The 19,054-nt window shown below is 63.6% G+C and carries 18 protein-coding genes; 8 read left to right on the forward strand and 10 right to left on the reverse strand.

From position 1 onward, the window contains the following. The first annotated feature begins 24 nt into the window (after positions 1-24). The 5 genes from KHO49_RS30225 to KHO49_RS30245 all read left to right on the forward strand — a co-directional run bounded on the left by KHO49_RS30225 (position 25) and on the right by KHO49_RS30245 (position 5,142). Positions 25-198, forward strand: a complete 174-nt coding sequence (locus KHO49_RS30225; protein ID WP_170002794.1) for a DUF6026 family protein — start codon at positions 25-27, stop codon at positions 196-198. Positions 199-456: 258 nt separating this feature from the next. Beyond that, positions 457-2,199: a phosphoethanolamine transferase CptA gene (locus tag KHO49_RS30230; protein ID WP_213666431.1), complete on the forward strand. Its 1,743-nt coding sequence runs from the start codon at positions 457-459 to the stop codon at positions 2,197-2,199. A 298-nt stretch (positions 2,200-2,497) separates the two neighbouring features. Next, a complete protein-coding gene (locus tag KHO49_RS30235) occupies positions 2,498-2,722 on the forward strand; it encodes a hypothetical protein (protein ID WP_102879229.1) in 225 nt (74 codons plus the stop codon). Positions 2,723-3,043: 321 nt separating this feature from the next. Further along, positions 3,044-3,718 carry a heavy metal response regulator transcription factor gene (locus tag KHO49_RS30240; RefSeq protein ID WP_102863484.1) on the forward strand — a complete coding sequence of 225 codons (675 nt, stop codon included), beginning with the start codon at positions 3,044-3,046 and terminating at the stop codon, positions 3,716-3,718. Beyond that, a complete protein-coding gene (locus tag KHO49_RS30245; RefSeq protein ID WP_213666432.1) occupies positions 3,715-5,142 on the forward strand; it encodes a heavy metal sensor histidine kinase in 1,428 nt (475 codons plus the stop codon). Before KHO49_RS30240 ends, KHO49_RS30245 begins: the two co-directional genes overlap by 4 nt. A gap of 52 nt (positions 5,143-5,194) precedes the next feature. On the opposite strand, the gene KHO49_RS30250 is transcribed toward KHO49_RS30245, so the two are convergent. From KHO49_RS30250 to KHO49_RS30285, 8 genes are all read right to left on the reverse strand, one after another. Next, the gene (locus tag KHO49_RS30250) at positions 5,195-5,686 is read right to left on the reverse strand and encodes a GNAT family N-acetyltransferase (protein ID WP_102863585.1); all 492 of its coding nucleotides are present in this window, start codon (positions 5,684-5,686) and stop codon (positions 5,195-5,197) included. A gap of 157 nt (positions 5,687-5,843) precedes the next feature. Beyond that, complete coding sequence (gene zapE, locus KHO49_RS30255; RefSeq protein ID WP_102879227.1) at positions 5,844-6,971, reverse strand: cell division protein ZapE; 1,128 nt, start codon at positions 6,969-6,971, stop codon at positions 5,844-5,846. A gap of 104 nt (positions 6,972-7,075) precedes the next feature. Further along, positions 7,076-7,414: a ketosteroid isomerase gene (locus KHO49_RS30260; protein ID WP_102879226.1), complete on the reverse strand. Its 339-nt coding sequence runs from the start codon at positions 7,412-7,414 to the stop codon at positions 7,076-7,078. A 52-nt stretch (positions 7,415-7,466) separates the two neighbouring features. Continuing rightward, positions 7,467-8,186 carry a helix-turn-helix transcriptional regulator gene (locus KHO49_RS30265; RefSeq protein WP_102863480.1) on the reverse strand — a complete coding sequence of 240 codons (720 nt, stop codon included), beginning with the start codon at positions 8,184-8,186 and terminating at the stop codon, positions 7,467-7,469. A gap of 62 nt (positions 8,187-8,248) precedes the next feature. Then, positions 8,249-8,401, reverse strand: a complete 153-nt coding sequence (locus KHO49_RS30270) for a hypothetical protein (RefSeq protein ID WP_180988383.1) — start codon at positions 8,399-8,401, stop codon at positions 8,249-8,251. Positions 8,402-8,407: 6 nt separating this feature from the next. Next, entirely contained in the window at positions 8,408-10,843 is a 2,436-nt protein-coding gene (locus tag KHO49_RS30275; RefSeq protein WP_249735937.1) for a TonB-dependent receptor, read from the reverse strand. 161 nt (positions 10,844-11,004) lie between these two features. Next, a complete protein-coding gene (locus KHO49_RS30280) occupies positions 11,005-11,961 on the reverse strand; it encodes a FecR family protein (protein ID WP_102879224.1) in 957 nt (318 codons plus the stop codon). Beyond that, positions 11,954-12,466: an RNA polymerase sigma factor gene (locus KHO49_RS30285; RefSeq protein ID WP_102879223.1), complete on the reverse strand. Its 513-nt coding sequence runs from the start codon at positions 12,464-12,466 to the stop codon at positions 11,954-11,956. Before KHO49_RS30285 ends, KHO49_RS30280 begins: the two co-directional genes overlap by 8 nt. 258 nt (positions 12,467-12,724) lie before the next feature. Here KHO49_RS30285 and KHO49_RS30290 point away from each other — a divergent pair, with 258 nt between their 5' ends. Both KHO49_RS30290 and KHO49_RS30295 read left to right on the forward strand, forming a co-directional pair. After that, positions 12,725-14,164: a nucleobase:cation symporter-2 family protein gene (locus KHO49_RS30290; RefSeq protein WP_102879222.1), complete on the forward strand. Its 1,440-nt coding sequence runs from the start codon at positions 12,725-12,727 to the stop codon at positions 14,162-14,164. A 167-nt stretch (positions 14,165-14,331) separates the two neighbouring features. Beyond that, complete coding sequence (locus KHO49_RS30295; protein WP_102879221.1) at positions 14,332-14,793, forward strand: LEA/WHy family protein; 462 nt, start codon at positions 14,332-14,334, stop codon at positions 14,791-14,793. A gap of 3 nt (positions 14,794-14,796) precedes the next feature. On the opposite strand, the gene glsB is transcribed toward KHO49_RS30295, so the two are convergent. Beyond that, positions 14,797-15,705, reverse strand: coding sequence for a glutaminase B (glsB, locus tag KHO49_RS30300; protein WP_213666433.1), 909 nt, complete (start codon positions 15,703-15,705; stop codon positions 14,797-14,799). Positions 15,706-16,207: 502 nt separating this feature from the next. Between glsB and KHO49_RS30305 the strand changes: the two genes are divergently transcribed. Next, positions 16,208-17,461: a ferredoxin reductase family protein gene (locus tag KHO49_RS30305; RefSeq protein ID WP_102879219.1), complete on the forward strand. Its 1,254-nt coding sequence runs from the start codon at positions 16,208-16,210 to the stop codon at positions 17,459-17,461. On the opposite strand, the gene KHO49_RS30310 is transcribed toward KHO49_RS30305, so the two are convergent. Beyond that, positions 17,462-18,997 carry an MFS transporter gene (locus tag KHO49_RS30310; protein WP_213666434.1) on the reverse strand — a complete coding sequence of 512 codons (1,536 nt, stop codon included), beginning with the start codon at positions 18,995-18,997 and terminating at the stop codon, positions 17,462-17,464. Between the last annotated feature and the right edge of the window lie 57 nt (positions 18,998-19,054).

Raw genomic sequence — 19,054 nt, forward strand, 5'->3', positions numbered from 1 at the left:
GCACTCCATTTGCGAGGTGAAGCAATGGGCACAGTACTACCGGCACGACCAGCACAGACTCTCTACGTGACCATTCGTCGTGACGAATTGCGCCAACTCAAAGACGAGCGCGATCAACTGCAACGGGAACTCGCCCAATTGCGCCTGCTGTTGCAGAACCAGGGACAAGCCCCTGCCGTAGCGCTGCAGCGCCCCTAAGCAACCTCAGCTGTGCCCCGGAACGCAGGCCCGGCCTGCGTTCACCGCTCTACCCGCTCCCTTTCCTGCCACCTATCTCCCGCCACACCTGATCCCGCCGCCTGCTACGCCGGACAAAAATCCAACGCTGCGCTAACGAACTTTTCACACTTGCCTATCGATACTCCCGGCCATTGTGGCCGTCTTGTTACAGACGGCGGCCTTCATTCGCAGCGCTGAACCGGCGCGCAATGATCACGGAACGGCGGGGAGCGCTGAATGGCATTGTTCAAACGCAGTAACACGTCTGCGACAGGTTTTGACTGGATGGGGCTGCTCTGGCTGTTCCTGTTCTTCTGGTATTTCTCCGGCATCACCCAACTGCTGATTCAACTGACGGACACGTCCGGCTTCGCCGGTTTCCGCCAGGCGTTCTTCATGAGCGCCATCTGGCTGGCGCCGATGCTGCTGTTCCCGGCACGCACCAGAGTCATGGCGGCAGTGATCGGCGTGGTGCTCTGGGCCTGCTCCATGGCCAGCCTGGGCTATTTCTTCGTCTATCAGCAGGAGTTCTCGCAAAGCGTCATCTTCATCATGTTCGAGTCCAACCCCTCGGAGGCCGGTGAATACCTGACGCAGTACTTTGCCTGGTGGATGCTCCTGGCGTTCCTGGCCCACACCGCCTTCGCCCTCTTCCTCTGGACCCGCCTGCGCCCGGTGTACCTGCCCCGGGGCCAGGCCCTGATGGCTGCCGTGGCGATCCTGGTGGCGATTGTCGGCTACCCGCTGATCAAGCAAATCGCTCGCACCGACACCCTGGCCGACGGCCTGGAGAAATTCGAAACCCGTATCGAACCCGCCGTGCCGTGGCAGATGGTGGTCGCTTATCGCCGCTACCGTGAGCAACTGAACGGCATGCAGGGCATGCTCGACAGCGTCAGCAAGATCCCGCCGCTGACCAACCTCAAGGACAGCATGGCCAACCAGCCGGCCACCCTGGTGCTGGTGATCGGCGAGTCCACCAACCGCCAGCGCATGAGCCTCTACGGCTACCCGCGCCAGACCACCCCGGAGCTGGACAAGCTCAAGGACCAGCTGGCGGTGTTCGACAACGTCATCACCCCGCGCCCCTACACCATCGAGGCGTTGCAACAGGTGCTGACCTTCGCCGACGAAGAAAACCCCGATCTCTACCTCAAGACGCCGTCCCTGGTCAGCGTGATGAAGCAGGCCGGCTACAAGACCTACTGGATCACCAACCAGCAGACCATGACCAAGCGCAACACCATGCTCACCACCTTCTCCGAGCAGGCGGACGAGCAGGTGTACCTGAACAACAACCGCAACCAGAACGCCCGCCAGTACGACGGCGACGTGCTCGAGCCCTTCTCCAAGGCCCTGGCCGACAGCGCCCCGCGCAAGTTCATCGTGGTCCACCTGCTGGGCACCCACATGAGCTACCAGTACCGCTACCCGCCAAGCTACGACAAATTCACCGATCGCCAGGGCGTGCCGGCCGGTGTGCGTGACGATCAACTGCCGACCTACAACAGCTACGACAACGCGGTGCTGTACAACGACTTCGTGGTCTCCAGCCTGATCAAGGATTACGCCAAGACCGACCCCAACGGTTTCCTGCTGTACCTGTCGGACCACGGCGAAGACGTCTTCGACTCCGCCGGCCACGACACCCTGGGACGCAACGAAGGCAAGCCCACGGCGCCGATGTACACCATCCCGTTCATGGCCTGGGCCTCGCCGAAGTGGCGGCAAACCCACGACTGGAACTTTGCTTCCGACCTCAGCCGCCCTTACAGCAGCTCCCAGCTGATTCATACCTGGGCCGATCTGGCGGGCTTGAGTTTCGACCAGCTGGACCACAGCCGCAGCCTGGTCAGCGACAGCTTCAAGCCGCGCCCGCTGCTGATTGGCGACCCCTACTCACGCCAGAGCAAGGCGCTGATCGACTTCAGCCTGATGAAACCCAAAGCGCCGACGGAAGCGACCGTGGTCCAGAAGTAAGAACCCGACTCGGGGGCCGCAACGGCCCCCATCCCTGCGGGGCCCGGCATGCCGGCAAAGGCGCCATCCTGCCTTGCAGCGAGCTCTGCGACGCCCTCGCTGGCCAACCAGCTGCTACAGGCTTTGATTGTCTGCAGACACAGGCTGTGACTGCCTGCAGACACATAATGTCAAGAATGTAATATCCCGCTCAGGCTGACGTTAACCCTCACTTAATACACTTCGCTGAAACTTGCCCCATCACTTCTTGTGCAGGGACGAAACAAGTTACCGAACACTCTTAAGTAGGAAACGCAGTATGAAACTTTCAACTTTGGTATTTAGCGGTTTGATTCTCGCCACTTCCAGTGCAGCCTTTGCCGAAGGCGGAGCCGAGCATATGCAACGCTTTTACGAGAACTTCCGGGTCAATCAGCAACAGATTCACGGCGATAAAAACCAGAACCTCGCCAAGACCGAGCAAGACAAGGCCGGTACCCACTATTCCGCACCGGACGCCAAGCAACAACAGCCCGGCGCCTGATACATCTTCAACGCAGTACCCACTCTGGACAATGTGCTCCTTTGGCAGAGATGGACGTTTGGCGCCCTCTATAGGGCGCCTTTTTTTATCCGCTGGCAGACCCTCACTGTCACGCCAATGACAGGAATATTACAACTCTGTCATCCGCCACTTTCCCTGCGTGCAATCAACTAGCATGCCTGCGCCCAAGCACTCACCCGCTATCGGGTGACCTGGCTAATCCTATGAATTAGCTGATTAATTTTCTTGACCCTGTAGCTACTTCAGGCTTCACCCTGCACTCATTCGATAATGCCCAAGCGGTTTGGAGAGGATCTGGCAATGCGTATTCTGGTGGTTGAAGACGAACCCAAAACAGCGGACTACCTGCATCAAGGCCTGAGTGAAAGTGGTTATGTCGTGGACCGTGCCAACAATGGCGTGGACGGCCTGCACCTGATACAGCAACAACCTTACGAGTTGGTGATCCTGGATATAAACCTGCCGGGCCAAGATGGCTGGCAAGTGTTGGAACATATGCGCGGACATTCTCCGGCCCGGGTCATGATGTTGACCGCTCGCGGGCGCCTGGAAGACAAAGTCAAAGGGCTGGATATGGGCGCCGATGATTATCTGGTCAAACCTTTTCAATTTCCCGAGTTGCTGGCCCGGGTCCGGACCTTGATTCGCCGCAGCGAACCCGTGTCCCAGCCGCAAGTATTGCAAGTGGCCGACTTGCAACTTGATCCTCGCCGGCATCGGGCTTATCGCGGTGACCGCCGGATAGATCTCACGACCAAGGAATTCACCCTGTTGCATGTATTGATGCGCCACTCGGGGGAAGTGCTGACTCGCACGCAAATCATTTCCCTGGTCTGGGACATGAACTTCGACTGCGACACCAATGTGGTGGAAGTCTCCATCAGCCGCCTGCGGGCCAAGATCGATGATGCCAGTGAGGTCAAGCTGATCCACACCCTGCGCGGTGTCGGTTATGTCCTGGAAGTGCGCCAATGACGCACCAGCCGGCGGCGCCGACCAACAGCAGCCTGTCCATGCGCCTGGGGCTGACCGTCAGCCTGATGGGGGCGGCCCTGGTCCTGCTGCTGGCGACCCTGGCCTATCTGGCCCTGAACCACGAGCTGGACAACCTGGCGCGCAAGGGCCTGGAGAGCAAGCTGGAACAGATCCAGCACAGCCTCACCAGCGACCTCAAGAGCAGCGACCTGGCCGCCCGCCCCCACTCCCTGCTGGACCTGGTGATGGGCCACGACAATCTGCAATTGAACATCCTGAGCAGCGCCCCTCTGGCCGAACCCTTGCTCAATGTTGGCGGCATCGCTGAGCAACCGCTGCCCCGGGCCCTGAGGGAGAGCAGCGCCGAGGGTTACCTCGACTGGCGCGACAGCCGCGGCAATCCCTTGCTCAGCGCCACCCGGCAAATGAACCTGCGCAATGGCGAGCCGGTGCGAGTGGTGTTGAGCCTGGACCGTGGCAATGACCAGGCACTGCTCAGCGCCTACCTGCGCTCCACGGTGATTGCCCTGCCCCTGTTGCTGCTGCTGATCGGCATGGGTGCCTGGTGGCTGGTGCAAAGGGGCCTGCTGCCCCTGCAGCAGTTCACCCGGGTCGCCGCCAAGGTCACCACCCAGGACCTGACCCATCGCCTGAACCTGGACAAGCTGCCCCGGGAGCTGGCGGAACTGGGCCAGGGCATCAACGTCATGCTGCAGCGCCTGGATGGCGGCGTGCAGCGCCTGTCGCAGTTCTCCGACGACCTAGCCCACGAACTGCGCTCGCCCATCAGCAACCTGATGGGCAAGGCCCAAGTGACCCTGTCCCGCGAGCGCCCCCCGGAGGAATACAAGGCCGTGCTGGAGGCCAGCATCGAGGAGCTGGAGCGGGTCACACGAATCGTCGCCGACATGCTGTTCCTGGCCCAGGTCAGCCAGCCGGCTTCCCAGGCCCGCTTTGCCCGGGTGTCTCTGGGCGAGGAAGCACGGCGGGTCATGGACCTGTTTGCCCTCAGCGCCGAGGACAGGCAACTGCAGCTGGAACTGCGCGGTGACGCCTGGGTGCTGGGGGATCGCCTGATGATCCAGCGGGCCATTTCCAACCTGTTGTCCAACGCCATCCGCCATTGCCCGGATCAGGGCCGGATCGAGCTGCGGATCGAGCGCCAATTGCAGAGCGTGAGCCTCGCCGTGGGCAATCCCGGGCCGGGCATCGCTGCCTGCCACCTGCCCCATCTGTTCGAGCGTTTCTATCGGGTCGACAGCAGTCGCGCCCGAGCCGAAGGTGGCACCGGGCTGGGCCTGGCAATCGTACGCTCGATCATGAACCTGCATCAGGGCCGCACCGAGGTCGACAGCGTACCGGACAGCCTCACCGAGTTCCGCCTGGTGTTCCCCAAGCTCGACCCGGCATTGCACGACGCTTAGAGCAGTCAGCCCCGCTCCCCTACAGCACCAGGGCGGGGCCTGACATCGGACATTACAAAGCTTTGCTCCAGAACAGCATGCGGCCATGGGCGGGATCGAGCATGGCATTGGCGAAACCGCAGGCCTGGTAGGCGGCCTGGGCCTGGGCGTTGCCTTCCAGCACTTCCAGGGTGATCTTGCAGCAACCCCGTTGCCGGGCAATGTCCTCGACCTTCTGCAGCATCCGCTTGCTCAGGCCCTGGCCGCGAAAGCTGTCCAGCACCACCACGTCGTGGACATTCACCAGGGGCCGGCAGGCAAAGGTGGAAAAGCCCTCGAAGCAGTTCACCAGCCCCACCGGCTGCCCCCCGGCAAAGGCCAGCACGCTGAACGCCTGAGGTCGCTTGGCCAGCTCTGCCGGCAGTTGCTGAAGCTGGTCCGGCGCCAGGGCCTGGCCGCCGCCCATGGGGTCCTGGGCGTAATGATTGAGCAGCACACCTATGGCTTCGGCATGCACCGGGTTGCTGTAACTGGCTTGCAGCACCACGACATCGGCAACGTCCATGTTCATCCTCGATCAATGCAGTGAAAGTGAGCGTTCAGGGCTCAGGCAGCCTCGATTGTAGGCTGGGGGATTTGACCAAACGAAGATTTTTCTCCCTCCTTCTACAGAAAAATCCTAATGATTGGCCAGGATGAACCACAGCCGGAAGCTCTTCCCCTCAAGCGCGAGGCTGGCTGGCAAACCGTTGCAACTGCATTTCCTGCAGGCGGCTCAAGGTGCGGCGGAAGGGAAACTCCAGGTAACCCTCGGTGTACAGCTGCTCCATCGGTACCTGGGCCTCCAGATAGAGCGGCACCTTGCGGTCGTAACATTCATCCACCAGGGCAATGAAGCGGCGCACGCTGTCGTCATGGATCGACAGTTGCGGCAATTCGCGATCCCCTGCCACCACCCGCTGGGCGCCATCCTCGGTGCCTCGGGCAATGCGTCCCGGGCGTTGCTGGGCACTGAGGTTGGGGACCTGGCTGAGGAGGATTGCGCTGAACCTGTCACACAGCGCCATGAAGTCCATGGCGGAAAACGGCTGTTCGCACAGATCGGCAAAACGGCACCAGATCACGCTGCCGGCGGCCTTGACCACCTGCACCGGCCGATAGCCGATCAGCAGCGGCTCAGTGGAGACCGCCTGGCCGCCGCTCAACTGCTGGAACAAGGGTTCCAGGGCGCTGGGCTGGCCCTCGGCACTGAGCCAGTAGCGCTGCGCGGCAGCCCCCGGGTGCAGACGGTGATCCTGCTCGCCGTCCACCGCCACCACTTGCATATGCTGGCTGATGGCGCTGATGGCCGGCAGGAAACGTTCACGATTGAAGCCCTCGGCATACAGCTGCTCGGGAGGCTGGTTGGAGGTGCAGACCATGACCACGCCCTGCTCGAACATCACCTGGAACAGGCGCCCGAGAATGATCGCATCACCGATGTCGTTGACGAACAACTCATCGAAGCACAGCACCCGCACCTCTTCGGCGAGCTCCCGGGCCAGGGCCTGCAAGGGATCGGCGGTGCCGGTGAGCTGGAACGAACGCTGATGCACCCAGCCCATGAAGTGATGAAAGTGCTGACGCCGCGCCGGCACCCGCAGGCTCTGGTAGAACTGATCCATGAGCCAGGTCTTGCCCCGCCCGACCGCCCCCCACAGATAGACCCCTTGCACCGCTGTACGCCCCTGATGCAAGGCCTCGTGACAGTTCTGCAAGGCTTGCACGGCCCGCGCCTGTGCCTCATCGGCGACGAAGCCGTCCTGCTCCAGGGCATGCCGATAGGCGCTCAAGGGGGAATCGAATGGCATGGGCCGCGGGCCTCCCGGCAAAAAAGCCGCAGTATGCCACCGCGCCCCACTCCATGGAGGAACCGGCTTGCCGACGAACCGCTCGACACACCGGTCGACAAGCCTCAGCGGGAGATATCCAGCCGTGCAATCCGTCCCTGCGGGTCCAGGCGAAAGGTGTAGCGCAGCGTCTGGGGGCTGGCGGAAAAATCCCCGCAGACCAGGCTGTCCAGCAACACCTTGCCGGTACGCTGCTGGACCCCGAGGATCTGCAGCCGCGGACGCACGCGATGGCTGGCGTCCATCCAGCGGGCAATCTCCTGCGGTCCGACCCGGTGCTCTCGCTCGTCGAACACTTGGGCCTCGGCAGCAAAGATCGCCGCCGCCACCGAGCTGTCGCCAGTGTTGGCCGCCATCACGTAGGCGCGGATCGCCGGGGCCAGTGAAACGTCGATACCTGACATGAGAAAAGCTCCTGATGAGTCGATGATCGCGCCATGTTAAAAGCCCCGCGTGTCATTTCCTGTCAGGAGTGAATTGACCGCCCTGCTCGTCCTTTTGCAGGCACTGGCGCCAGGCCCGCAGCCAATCGCTGCGCCGCCCCGGATAGGCCTGTCCCTGCTCCTGGGCCGCGGCAATGCGGTCGGTGCGAAAGGTCCGGTAATCGCCCCGCAGCTCACACCAGGCAACGATCACCCGGGCCTCGTTGAGAAACCCCAGAGCCAAGGGCCAGATCAGCCGCTGGCTGGGGTTGCGATTGACGTCGGCATAGTCGATCAACAGCTTGGCCTGGTGCCGGATCGCCTGGCGGAACACGTTCAACGACACGCTGTTGTCGGGAAAGCCCCAGCCCGCGGGGCCCGGCAGCAAGGTCGGATTGCGCAGGGCATCCTGGGCCGCCGGGGCCAGCACGGCGGCGATCTTGGCCATGGCATCGGCCGCGGCCTTGCTCAGCACCTCGTCGCCACGCTGATCGACATAACGCAAGCCCAGGACCACGGCCTCGGTCTCGTCGGCATTGAGCATCAAGGGCGGCAGGAACAGCCCGCTGCGCAACACATAGCCGATGCCCGCCTCACCGTAGATCGGCGCGCCCAGTGAAGTGAGCTCGGCGATATCGCGGTACAGGGTGCGCTCGGACACCTCCAGCTCCGCCGCCAGGGTGGCTGCGGTAACGGGACGGCTCTTGCCCCGCAGCATCTGCAACAGGGTGAGTAAACGGCTGGCTCGCGACACCTTGGGTGGACTCCGGAGAAAAAACACCGGCGCAGAATATCAGAGCCTCCTGACAGTCAGTGTCAGGAGGCTTGCGAGGCGAGGCAGGCAATGTCCACGGATGCCACGGGCCCGAAGCGTGCTCCGCAACGGCTGGTGGTGCCGGTGTCGAAGGGCACGCCACCGAGGAAGACCTGCTGCGGGCCTTTGCCTGGGCCGTGCCGATCCCGGGGCATGGCCCCTCAGTAGGCCATGCTCCAGCTCAGGGTGTAGGTGCGGCCACGACCCTGGTAGTCATACAAGTAGTCCGGCCCATAGGTCGGTGAGTAGAACAGCTTGGCGCGCTGGCCCCAGACGGTGCTGTATTGCTTGTCCAGCAGGTTCTGGATACCGCCGCTGAAGGTGCCGAAGTCGGTGTCGTGGCTGCCCAGCAGGTCGAAGGTGGTGTAGCCGTCGATGGTGTTGGGGGCATCGACGCTGTGAGTGGCGTCGATGACCTTGACCGCATCGTCCTTGAGGGTGAAGGCGTGGTTGCCCTGCAGGCGAACGTTGCTGCTGTCACCCTTCCAGCCGATGAAGGCGGTGAGTTTCGACAGCGAGGCATAACGGGCGTCGCGCTTGCTCCAGCCGCCGTTCTTGTTCTCCTCCTCGGAACGCACGGCATGCAGGGTGCCGCCCACTTCCCAGCCGCTCTGGAAGTGCCGGGTCAGGGCGCTCTCAAAGCCGTAGTCGCGGCTTTTCTGATCCTTGACGTCAATGGTCAGGGTGGCCTGGTCGGTGCTGATCACCTTGTCCGACCAGATGTAGTACAGCGCCGCCTGGGCCTCCCAGTCGCTATCGGAGAAGCGCCAGCCGGTCTCCACCTGGCGGCTCTTGATCCCGGCCAGGGGGTTGTCGTCGACGCTCAGGCCCGGCTTGCCGTAGAACTTGGCCGGGTCCGGCAGATCGAAGCCCTCGCCGTAGTTGACCCAGACCTGATGACCGTTCTTGAAGTCGTAGATGCTGCCCAGGTTGTACAGGTTGACCGCATATTGGTTGCTGCCACCGGGGACGTTCTTGAAGCGGCCGACATCCACGTCCATCTGCTGACGCCGGTAGCCGCCGGAAACCGTCAGGTTGTCGGTGGCATGCCAGTCCAGCTGGGCGTAGCCGGACAGGCCGTCGACCCGATAGCTGGGATAGCGCGGCGCCTTGCTCAGGGTCACCAGATCCAGACCGCCACTGTCCGAGGAAATCTGCTGATCGAAGGTGCTCTGCTCGGCGTTGAAGCGCTCACGGTCCAGGTCAACGCCGTAGGTGAGCTTGAAGGCATCGAGCTCCTTGGCGAACAGCGCCTTGAGGCTGGTGACCTCGAAATTCTGCTGCGACGCGGCAAAGTACACGCCCTTGGAGCCCGCGGGACTGCCGCTGTTGTAGTAGGGGAACGGGAAGAAGTTGTTGTCTTCCTTGCGGTACGAGGCCTGCAGGTAGAAGTCCTGGCCCAGCACATCGCTGTGGTGATAGTTGGCGTTGAGCAGCAGGCGCTTGGTACGCGGCTCCAGGTCGGTGGAATAGCCGCCCCGCAGCTCGGCGTTTTCCAGGTTGGACGGTGCCCGGTACTTGAGGTTGGGGAAATAGATCCCGGTGCTGCCGTGGTTGCCCGAGTCGTAGTACTGGGCCAGCAGGTCCAGGCTCTGCTCGTCATTGAACTGCAGGGCCAGGCTGCCCATCAGGTCCAGGGTGCGGTTGTACTGCAGGTCGGTCTGGGTGTTGTCGATGAAGATCTGCTTGCCGGCGCCGTCATAGAACGCCTGGTTCTGCTCCCCCGCCACCGCCAGCCGGCCGCTGATGGCTTCGTTGCCGCCGCTCACCGACTGGGCGACGCGGGTGCTCAGGTCGTCGCTGTTGTTGAAGCCACTGCTGGCCCCCAGCTGGGTCTCGAACCGCGCCGGGCCCGGTTCGCCTTTCTTGGTGACGATATTGATGATGCCGCCGGTGGCGCCGCCGCCGTAGATGGCGCTGGCCCCGGACAGCACTTCGACGCGCTCGACGTTGAACGGCGAAATGCTGTCGAACTGCCGGGACAGGCCCCGGGAACTGTTCTGGCTGACCCCGTCGATCATCACCAGGACGTTGCGCCCGCGCATGTTCTGGCCATAGTTGGTGCGCCCTTCAGGGGCCAGGTCGAGGCCCGGTACCAGCTTGCCAATGGCTTCCTTGAGGCTGACGCCAGTGCTCAGTTGCTCGCGCAGCTGGCTCTGCTCCACCACCCACACCGTGCCGGGGATCTCACTGATGGCGGTGCTGGTGCGCGACGCCACGCTGACCTGGGTCGGCTTGAGGTTGAGGCTGGCGGCCGGCGCCGCGCGGCGCAGGATCACCGTACGCGAATCACTGAAGGACCAGCTCATGCCGCTGCCGGCCAGCAGTGTCTGCAGGGCCTGGGCCACCGTGACCTCGCCATTCAGGGCCGGTGCTTGCAGGCCGTCCACATCAGCGGTGGTGTACAGCAGGCGCAGGTCGGCCTGATCGGCAAAACGGGTCAGCGCCTGATCCAGGGGCTGGGCCACCAGCTTGAGCGCCACCCGGCGCTCCTGGGTGCTGCTGCCCTGGCTGGTGGAGCTGGCGTCCTGCGCCTGGGCCAGCAGTGGGCTCAAGGCACCGGCGAACAGCGCCTGGGCCAGTAATGTGCGGCGCATGAGGTGTTGACCGCGCCCCAGTATCGACAGCTTGAACATAGCTTTCACGTGTTCCTTCCCAGCCCGTTGAAATGACGTCAATGAGAATGATTGTCTTCTCAGTCTCACTACGACGATTGGCCGGGAAAGAACTTGCAGTGCCCCAAGCAAAAAAAATCCACTCAGTGCAAAACCGCCAGCCACGGCAGGTAGGTAACCTGCAGCGGATAGCGCTGCTGCAAGGCCTGCAGCGAACCCTGCGGGTCGTGCAGATCGAACACACCGCTGATGGCCAGGGCCGCCAACTGGCTATCGGAGATCAGAATGCGACCATGCTGATAACGCTCCAGCTCGCCAATCACCTCCCCCAGGGGGCGACCGTTGAAGATCAGCTTGCCCCGCTGCCAGGCGGTGAGACTGGCAGCGTCCACGGCTTGCTGGGCCAGCAGCGGCTGGCCGGATTGATACTGCAGGCGCTGATCGGCCTGGAGCAGCACCGGCGCATGATCACCAGTGAACTGCACCTGGCCTTCACGCACCACCACCGTCAACCGGCTGCCGTCGCGGCGCAGGCTGAAGGCGCTGGCGGCACTGTGCAGGTATTGGGCGTCGGCCTGCACCACAAACGGCCGTTGCGGGTCGGCAACCGGCTCGAACAGCGCCTCGCCAGATTGCAGGATCACCCGGCGCTCGCCCGCCGAGTACGCCACCGACAATGCGCTACCGCTGTTGAGCGTGACCCTGGAACCGTCCGCCAGGGTGATGTGCTGTTGCTGGCCGACCGCAGTGTGGTAGTCCGAGGTCAGGGCCGGCCACTGCCACCAACCGACGCCGCTGGCCACGGCCAGTACCAGGGACGCCACCAGCGCCGGCCAACCACGCCAGGAACCGGTGGCTGTCGCCGCCCGGTGCTGTTCGGCGGCCCGGGTCTGGCCCAGGTCGCCCCACAGCTGCTGCGCCTCTTGCGCTGCTGCCGCGTGGGCCGGACTGGTCTGGCGCCATTGCTGATAGGCCATGCGCTGGGCCGCCGTGGCGTTGCCGGAATGCAGCAACACCTGCCATTCGAGTGCAGCGTCTTCAAGGCTTTGGGAGTGTTCGGTCATGGGGATGTCGGCGGCGGGCAAGGGGGAATCACTCATGATGCTGTTGCAGCCAGTCGCGGCAATGGCGCAGGGCCTGGCCGATGTATTTTGCCACCATGCTTTCGGAAACGCCCAGGCGTAACGCAATCTGCGCCTGAGTCAGGCCTTCCAGGCGATTGAGCAGCAAGGCCTGGCGGGCGTTGTCCGAGAGTTGCGCCAGGGCCTCGTCGAGCACCGCCAGGCGTTCCTTGGCCAGCAGCACCGCTTCCGGCGCCGGTGCCGGGTCCACCACTTCACTGTGTTGCTCAGTGTCGCTGAGATTGGCCGCCAGACGCTGCTCGCGGCGCAGGGTATCGATGGCCAGGTTGCCGGCAACGCGAAAAATGAAACGGCGATCGTTGTGCACCTCCACCGTCTGCTGGTCGACCTTGAGCAGCTTGAGGTAGGTGTCCTGGGCCACGTCCGCCGCCCGTTGGCGATCGCTCATGCGCCGGGTGAGAAACTTCAGCAGATCGTCGTAGTGCTCTTGAAAGCTGCGCAGCAGGCTGGGTATGGGCAGCATCGAGGGAAGGTCCGCAAATCGGGGAGGCGGATTATTCCACAACGGCAAATGAGAAACAGTATCTTTCGTATCCCTGCAAAATTGACCCTTTGCGCCTGTTTGCCCTTCTGACAACAGGACCTTTCTGGCATCCTGCGCCTCCTTTTTTCTGACCGGGTGCGCAAGTCTTGTCTGATGCCATGACATTGCGGCCCAAGTCCCGTCCACTTTCCGGCGTGCGCCCTGGCGTTTTCGCACGCCACTGGCAGGCCTTCTCCCATGACCGCACCTGATCGTTCCCCTCCCCGCTACAAGTCCGACCTGATCTACGGCCTCAATGACCGTCCGCATTTCAGCGCGGCGATCTTCGCCGCCCTGCAACATGTGCTGGCCAGTTTTGTCGGCATCATCAGCCCAACCCTGATCTTCGGCGGCGTGCTGGGCCTTGAGAGCGAACTGCCCTACCTGATCAGCATGGCGCTGTTCGTCTCCGGCCTGGGCACCTTCGTCCAGGCCCGGCGCCTGGGGCCCATCGGCTCGGGCCTGCTGTGCGTGCAGGGCACCAGTTTCTCGTTTATCAGCGTGCTGCTCAGCGCCGGCTTCATGGTCAAGGGCCGTGGCGGCGACACCAATGAGATCCTCTCCACCATCTTCGGCATCTGCTTTGTCGCGGCCTTTATCGAGATGTTCCTCAGCCAGTTCATCGGCAAGCTGCGCAAGCTGATCACCCCGGTGGTCACCGGCACCATCATCACCCTGATGGGCCTGTCGCTGATCAAGGTGGCGGTCACCGACATGGCCGGCGGCTACGGCGCCAGCGACCTGGGTGCGGCGAGCAACCTGGGGCTGGCGGCCCTGGTGCTGCTGACCATTGTCGTGCTCAACCGTTTCAACCACCCGATGCTGCGCCTGGGCTCGATCGTCATCGGCCTGACCCTGGGCTTCGTGGTGGCCTGGATGCTGGGCCGGGTGGACATGGCGGCCATGCCCGAGGTGCCACTGGTGAGCGTGCCGGTGCCGTTCAAGTACGGTTTTTCCTTCGACCTGATTGCCTTTATTCCGCTGGCGGTGATCTTCCTGATTTCGCCCCTGGAAGCGGCCGGCGACCTGACCGCCAACTCGATGATTTCCCAGCAGCCGGTGAAAGGCCCGCTGTACATCAAGCGCATCAAGTCCGGGCTGCTGGCGGATGGTTTCAACTCGGCGGTGGCGGCGGTGTTCAACAGCTTGCCGATGGTGACCTTTGCCCAGAACAACGGGGTGATCCAGCTGACCGGCGTGGCCAGCCGCTACGTGGCCTACTTCATTGCCGGGCTGCTGGTGTTGCTGGGGCTGTTCCCGGTGATCGGCGCGGTGCTGCAACTGATGCCCAAACCGGTGCTGGGCGGCGCCACCCTGATCATGTTCGGCACCGTGGCCGTGGCCGGGATCAAGATCCTCGCCGAAGCCGGCCTGCATCGGCGCAACGTGCTGATCGTGGCCATTTCCTTGGGCATGGGCCTGGGGGTGGCGGCGGTGCCGGAAGTGCTGCGTGAGCTGCCCAAGGCGCTGCACAATATCTTCGAGTCGCCGATTACCGTGGGCGCTTTCTGCGCGATCTTCCTCAACATTTTCCTGCCGGAGGAATTCCTTGAGCTGGAAGAGGATGAGTTCGACCCCGAAGCGGCGACCCTCAAGGTGATGCAAGACCCGGACATGAGCGCTAAAGCGAACTCCTGAGGCTGGCGGGCGTCTATGCTGCGTGCGCGGGTGATGGGCTCTCGGCCTTGGAGGTTGGTCGGGGGTTTTCCAGGCAAGGCCCTGCGGGCCTTGTCGCAGCCTCGCAGGCTCGGCAGCGGCTACAAGGTGCCGGTCCGCCATTCATTTCCATTGCCGACAGGTATGCCATGCGTAGATTGATCGCCTTGACCCTGGTACTGCTCAGTCTCAGCGCCTGTGCGCTGTTGCCCAACCGCGACCCGCTGGCGATCAACGTGGTGGGCATCGAGCCACTGCCCAGCCAGGAGCTGGAAATGCGCTTCGCGGTGAAGCTGCGCCTGCAGAACCCCAACGAAAATGCCATCGACTACAACGGTGTCGCCCTGGACCTGGAAGTCAACGGCCGCCCGCTGGCGTCCGGGGTCAGCGACCAGCGCGGGCATATCGGCCGTTACTCGGAGGACATCCTGGTGATTCCGGTCAGCGTCTCGGCGTTTTCCGTCCTGCGCCAGACCCTGGGGTTGAGCCAGACCCAGACCTTGGACAACCTGCCCTACGTACTGCGAGGCAAGCTGGCCGGCGGCCTGTTCGGCACCCAGCGCTTCATCGATCGCGGGCAGATCAGCCTGAGCAACCCGGGCGCCTGGTAAGTCCTAGAACACCGACCAGCCGATGCGTTGGCTGAGCAGCTCCAAGGCCGCCATGCCCACCAGAGAGTTGCCGGCGCTGTTGAGTTCCGGTGACCACACGCACACCGTGAACTGCCCCGGCACCACCGCGACAATCCCCCCGCCTACACCGCTCTTGCCCGGCAAGCCGACCCGATAGGCGAAATTGCCGGCTTCGTCGTACAGGCCACTGGTGGCCATGATCGAGTTGACCTGCTGGGTCTGGCGCCGGGTGAGGATCTGCTCGCCGCTGTGCTTGCAGAAACCGTCGTTGGCCAGGAAACAGAACGCCCGGGCCAGATCGACGCAGCTCATGCGCAAGGCGCAGTGGCTGAAATAACTGCGCAGCACCGCCTCCACATCGTTATGGAAGTTGCCGAAGGACTGCATCAGGTAGGCCATGGCCGCGTTGCGGGCGCGATGCTGGTATTCCGAATCGGCCACGCGGCCATCCACCATCACCTGACTGTTGCCCGACAGGCGCCGGACAAAGTCGCGCATGGACAAGGCCGGCGCGGCGAAGCGCGACTGGTTGATGTCGCAGATCACCAGCGCCCCGGCATTGATAAAGGGGTTGCGCGGCCGACCCCGCTCGAACTCCAGCTGCACCAGGGAGTTGAACGGCTGCCCCGAAGGCTCGTGACCCAGGCGCTCCCAGATCGCCTCGCCGGAATGACCGATGGCCTGCACCAGACTGAAGACCTTGGAAATACTCTGCACCGAGAACGGCGTGTCGGCGTCACCGGCGCTGAACACCTGGCCGTCGTTGCCATACACGGCAATCCCCAGCTGGTTGGCTGGCACATCGACCAGGGCGGGAATGTAGTTGGCGACCTGGCCTTGGCCGATCAGGGGGCGGACTTCATCGAGGATCTGGTTCAACAGGGCTTGCATGGTCGGGCTCATCGTCACGGGCCCCGATACGGCTGCGGGGCTATGGCTGCTAGACGCGCGCCAGAGCCTGCGCAGCACACCCGCGTGCAAATCCTCCGCACCTCGCAGGCGCTAGCCGGGCCAACGCCATCGCGGAGCCGGTTTGTCAGCCCAAACACTCCCTAGCCCTGCACAGGTCTTGAGGGGCCCTTCGCCGGCAAGCCAGCTGCTACTCGCCAGTTGCAGCAATGCCCAGCACATGAAATCGAAATGCAATTGAGATTCGATCATTTTCAGCAATCATAAAACACCGGATCGATGACCAACATCAGCTTGAATTAAGGTTCAAGCGCTAGAATGGCACTCGGTCACGCGCAAAAAACCTGTCATATCCAGCTTTACCCCAGCGCCACACCATTCCATGCATCGCTCCCTTTGGCAGCGCCCACCCGTTGCAAAGGGGCCCTTTGCGGCAGTCGATGTTCATGCCATGACGGCATTTCCTGAGCGGAGTCATGCACCCTTGAAAACCTGGCACACGATCGTCGGTGTCCTGCTGATCACCACCTTCACCCTCCTGCTGGAGATTCCTTCCGCCACCTGGCTGACCTCCGCCACCCTGAGCATGATCCTGGGCAGCACGGCCTTGGCCTACATGGCCCTGTCCTGCCTGCTGGCCGCCCGCTGGGGCTTGGTCGAGCGCCTGTTCGGCGGCCTCGACCGGGTCTATGAGGTGCATAAATGGCTGGGCATCTGGGCCCTGGCGTTCGCCAGCTATCACCTGGTGTTCAAGGCCAACCTGGAAGAATGGAACAGCGTGCCGATCCTCGAACTGTCGAAGTACTGGACACGCCTGGTGCGCCAACTGAGCTACGTGGCCCTGGGCCTGATCGTGCTCCTGGCGCTGAACCGCAACATTCCCTACAGCCAGTGGCGCTGGTGGCACAAGCTGTCCGGACCGCTGTTTCTGATCGTCATCCTGCACGGGCTGAGCTTCAAGTCGCCCATCACCCTGGACTCGCCCTCGGGTATCTGGCTCGGCGCGCTGTGCATCCTCGGGGTGCTCGGGGCCCTGTACAAGCTGCTGCTCTACCCTTTCGTGGCCAAGGTCGGCGAGTACCAGGTGAGCGCGGTCAAGGTGGAGAAGAACTCCCTGCACCTGGAACTGACGCCCCTGGGTCGGGGCTTTCCGTTCAAGGCCGGCCAGTTCGCCTTTTTGTCGATGCAGGAAAAGGGCCTGCGCGAGCCGCACCCCTTCACCATCGCCAGCGCCCAGAGCGAAGACGGGCGTATCGAATTCGTGATCCGCGCCCTCGGCGACTACACCCAACGGCTGCGCAAGCAGGTGCAACCCGGCATGCGCGCTGACCTCTACGCGCCTTATGGTCGCTTCAAGCGGCCCCAAGAAGCGGCTCGGGAAATCTGGATCGGCGGCGGCGTGGGCATCTCGCCGTTCATTTCGTGGCTGCAGGATTCGGCCGCCGGGCAGTTCGACAAGGCGACCCTGGTGTACTGCTACAACCCGTCCCGGGCCTTTCCCAGCGTCGACACCCTGCAAGGCATGGCCCAGGCCCGTGGCGTGGACTTCGTCGCCAACAGCGGCGGCACCGAGTCCCTGGCCCAGACCCTCAAACGCACGGCCACGGAAACCGACCCGCAGCAGATCCAGATCAGCTTCTGCGGACCCAAGGGCCTGCTGGCCCAGGTGCGGGAGTTGATGAACGAGTACCGGATTCCCGAAGGCAACCTGCACTACGAGTTCTTCGAGTTCCGCTGATCAGTCACGGGCCTGACACGGGTGGCGCGGCTCATGCAACGCCACCCTCACCACCAGGGCAGCCAGCAGGGTGATGACCATCAACACCTGCAACAGCTGGCTGAATGCCTGGGAGTAGATGTGCAGCAACCCTTCCCGGGACAACGTCGGCAAGGACCCGGCACTGGCCGCCAGATCGCCACCGGCCAACTGCCGCGCGGCCAGCAGCGACTCCCCCGGCGGCGCCAGGCTTGCAAGGCCGTGCTGCAACAGCCCCGCCAGCAGCGCCACCACCAAGGCCAGGGCAATGCCCTCACCCGCCACCCGGGTGGTACTGAAGATGCCACTGGCCATGCCGGCCCGCTCCTTGGGCACCACGCTCACCGACAGCCCATCCATCAAGCCCCAGGGCAATCCGCTGCCCAGGCCGATCACCAGCAATGGCCAGGCCCGCTCGACCGCGGCCTGCCCCGGCTCGATCCGACTGAGCCAGAACAGCCCGCCGGCAGCCACCAGCAAACCCAGGCTCGACAGGTTGCCGGCGCTGAACCAGCGGTTGAGCCAGCCCGCGGCAAAGGGCACCACCAACATCGGCGCCGACAGGGCCATCATCAGGATTCCGGCGTCGATCTCGCTGTAGCCTTCGACGCCGATAAAGCGGATCGGCAGCAGGATCAGCAGCACCACGTAGCAGTAGCAGGTGGCGATGGGCAGCACTTGCACCCCGACAAAGCGCGGGTAGCGAAACAGCGACAGGTCAAGCATCGGCCGCGAGGCCCGGCGCTCCACAGCAATGAACAGCCCCAGTGCCAGCAGCGCTCCCGCCAGCAACAACAGGACCCAGGGGCTGTCCCAACCACTCTGGGGCGCCAGCAGAATGCCCCAGGTGAGAAGCACCAGGGCCAGGGTGAAACTCAAGGTGCCGGGCCAGTCCACGCCCCGGGCCTCGGGGTCCCGGGACTCCTCCATGCGCGGCACGCCAAAGCCCAGGGCCAGACCGCCGATCAGCGCTCCGGAGACAAAGATCCCGCGCCAGCCGCTGTGCTCGATCAGGACCCCGGCAAGGATCGGCCCAAAGGCCAGACCGACGCCGAAGGTGGTGCCCAGCAGGCTGAAGACGCGGGTTCGCGCAGGCCCTTCGAAGGCCTGGGCCAGGGCGGCCGAGCCACCGGCCAGGGCAGCGGCGCCTGCCAGCCCCTGGACCCCGCGCAACAGGTTGAGCCACAGCAGCGACGGCACGAACACCAGGGCCAGGGAGCTCAGGCCGAACAGCGCCACCCCCAGGCTGAACAAACGCTTGCGACCGTACTCGTCGGCCAGGGTGCCGGCCGCCATCAGCACACTGCCAAAGGTCAGCATGAAGGCGTTGGTGGTCCAGCTCAGGGCCAGCGGGCTGCCCCCCAGTTCGCGGCCAATGGCCGGCGTCGCCACCGCCACGCCGACAAAGGTCAGGGGCAACATCAAGGCCGCCAGACAGACCGCAGCCAGTACGCCATAGGAAGCCCGCTCGCGGGCACGGGCCGGCTGCCCCAGGGACAATTCGAGTTCAGGATTCACACACACCTCTCAGCCCTGGCAACCCGGGCGATTTGCAGAAAAATCCATGATAGGTGT

The sequence above is a fragment of the Pseudomonas sp. RC4D1 genome, from assembly GCF_018390395.1.
Lineage (GTDB): Bacteria > Pseudomonadota > Gammaproteobacteria > Pseudomonadales > Pseudomonadaceae > Aquipseudomonas > Aquipseudomonas danubii.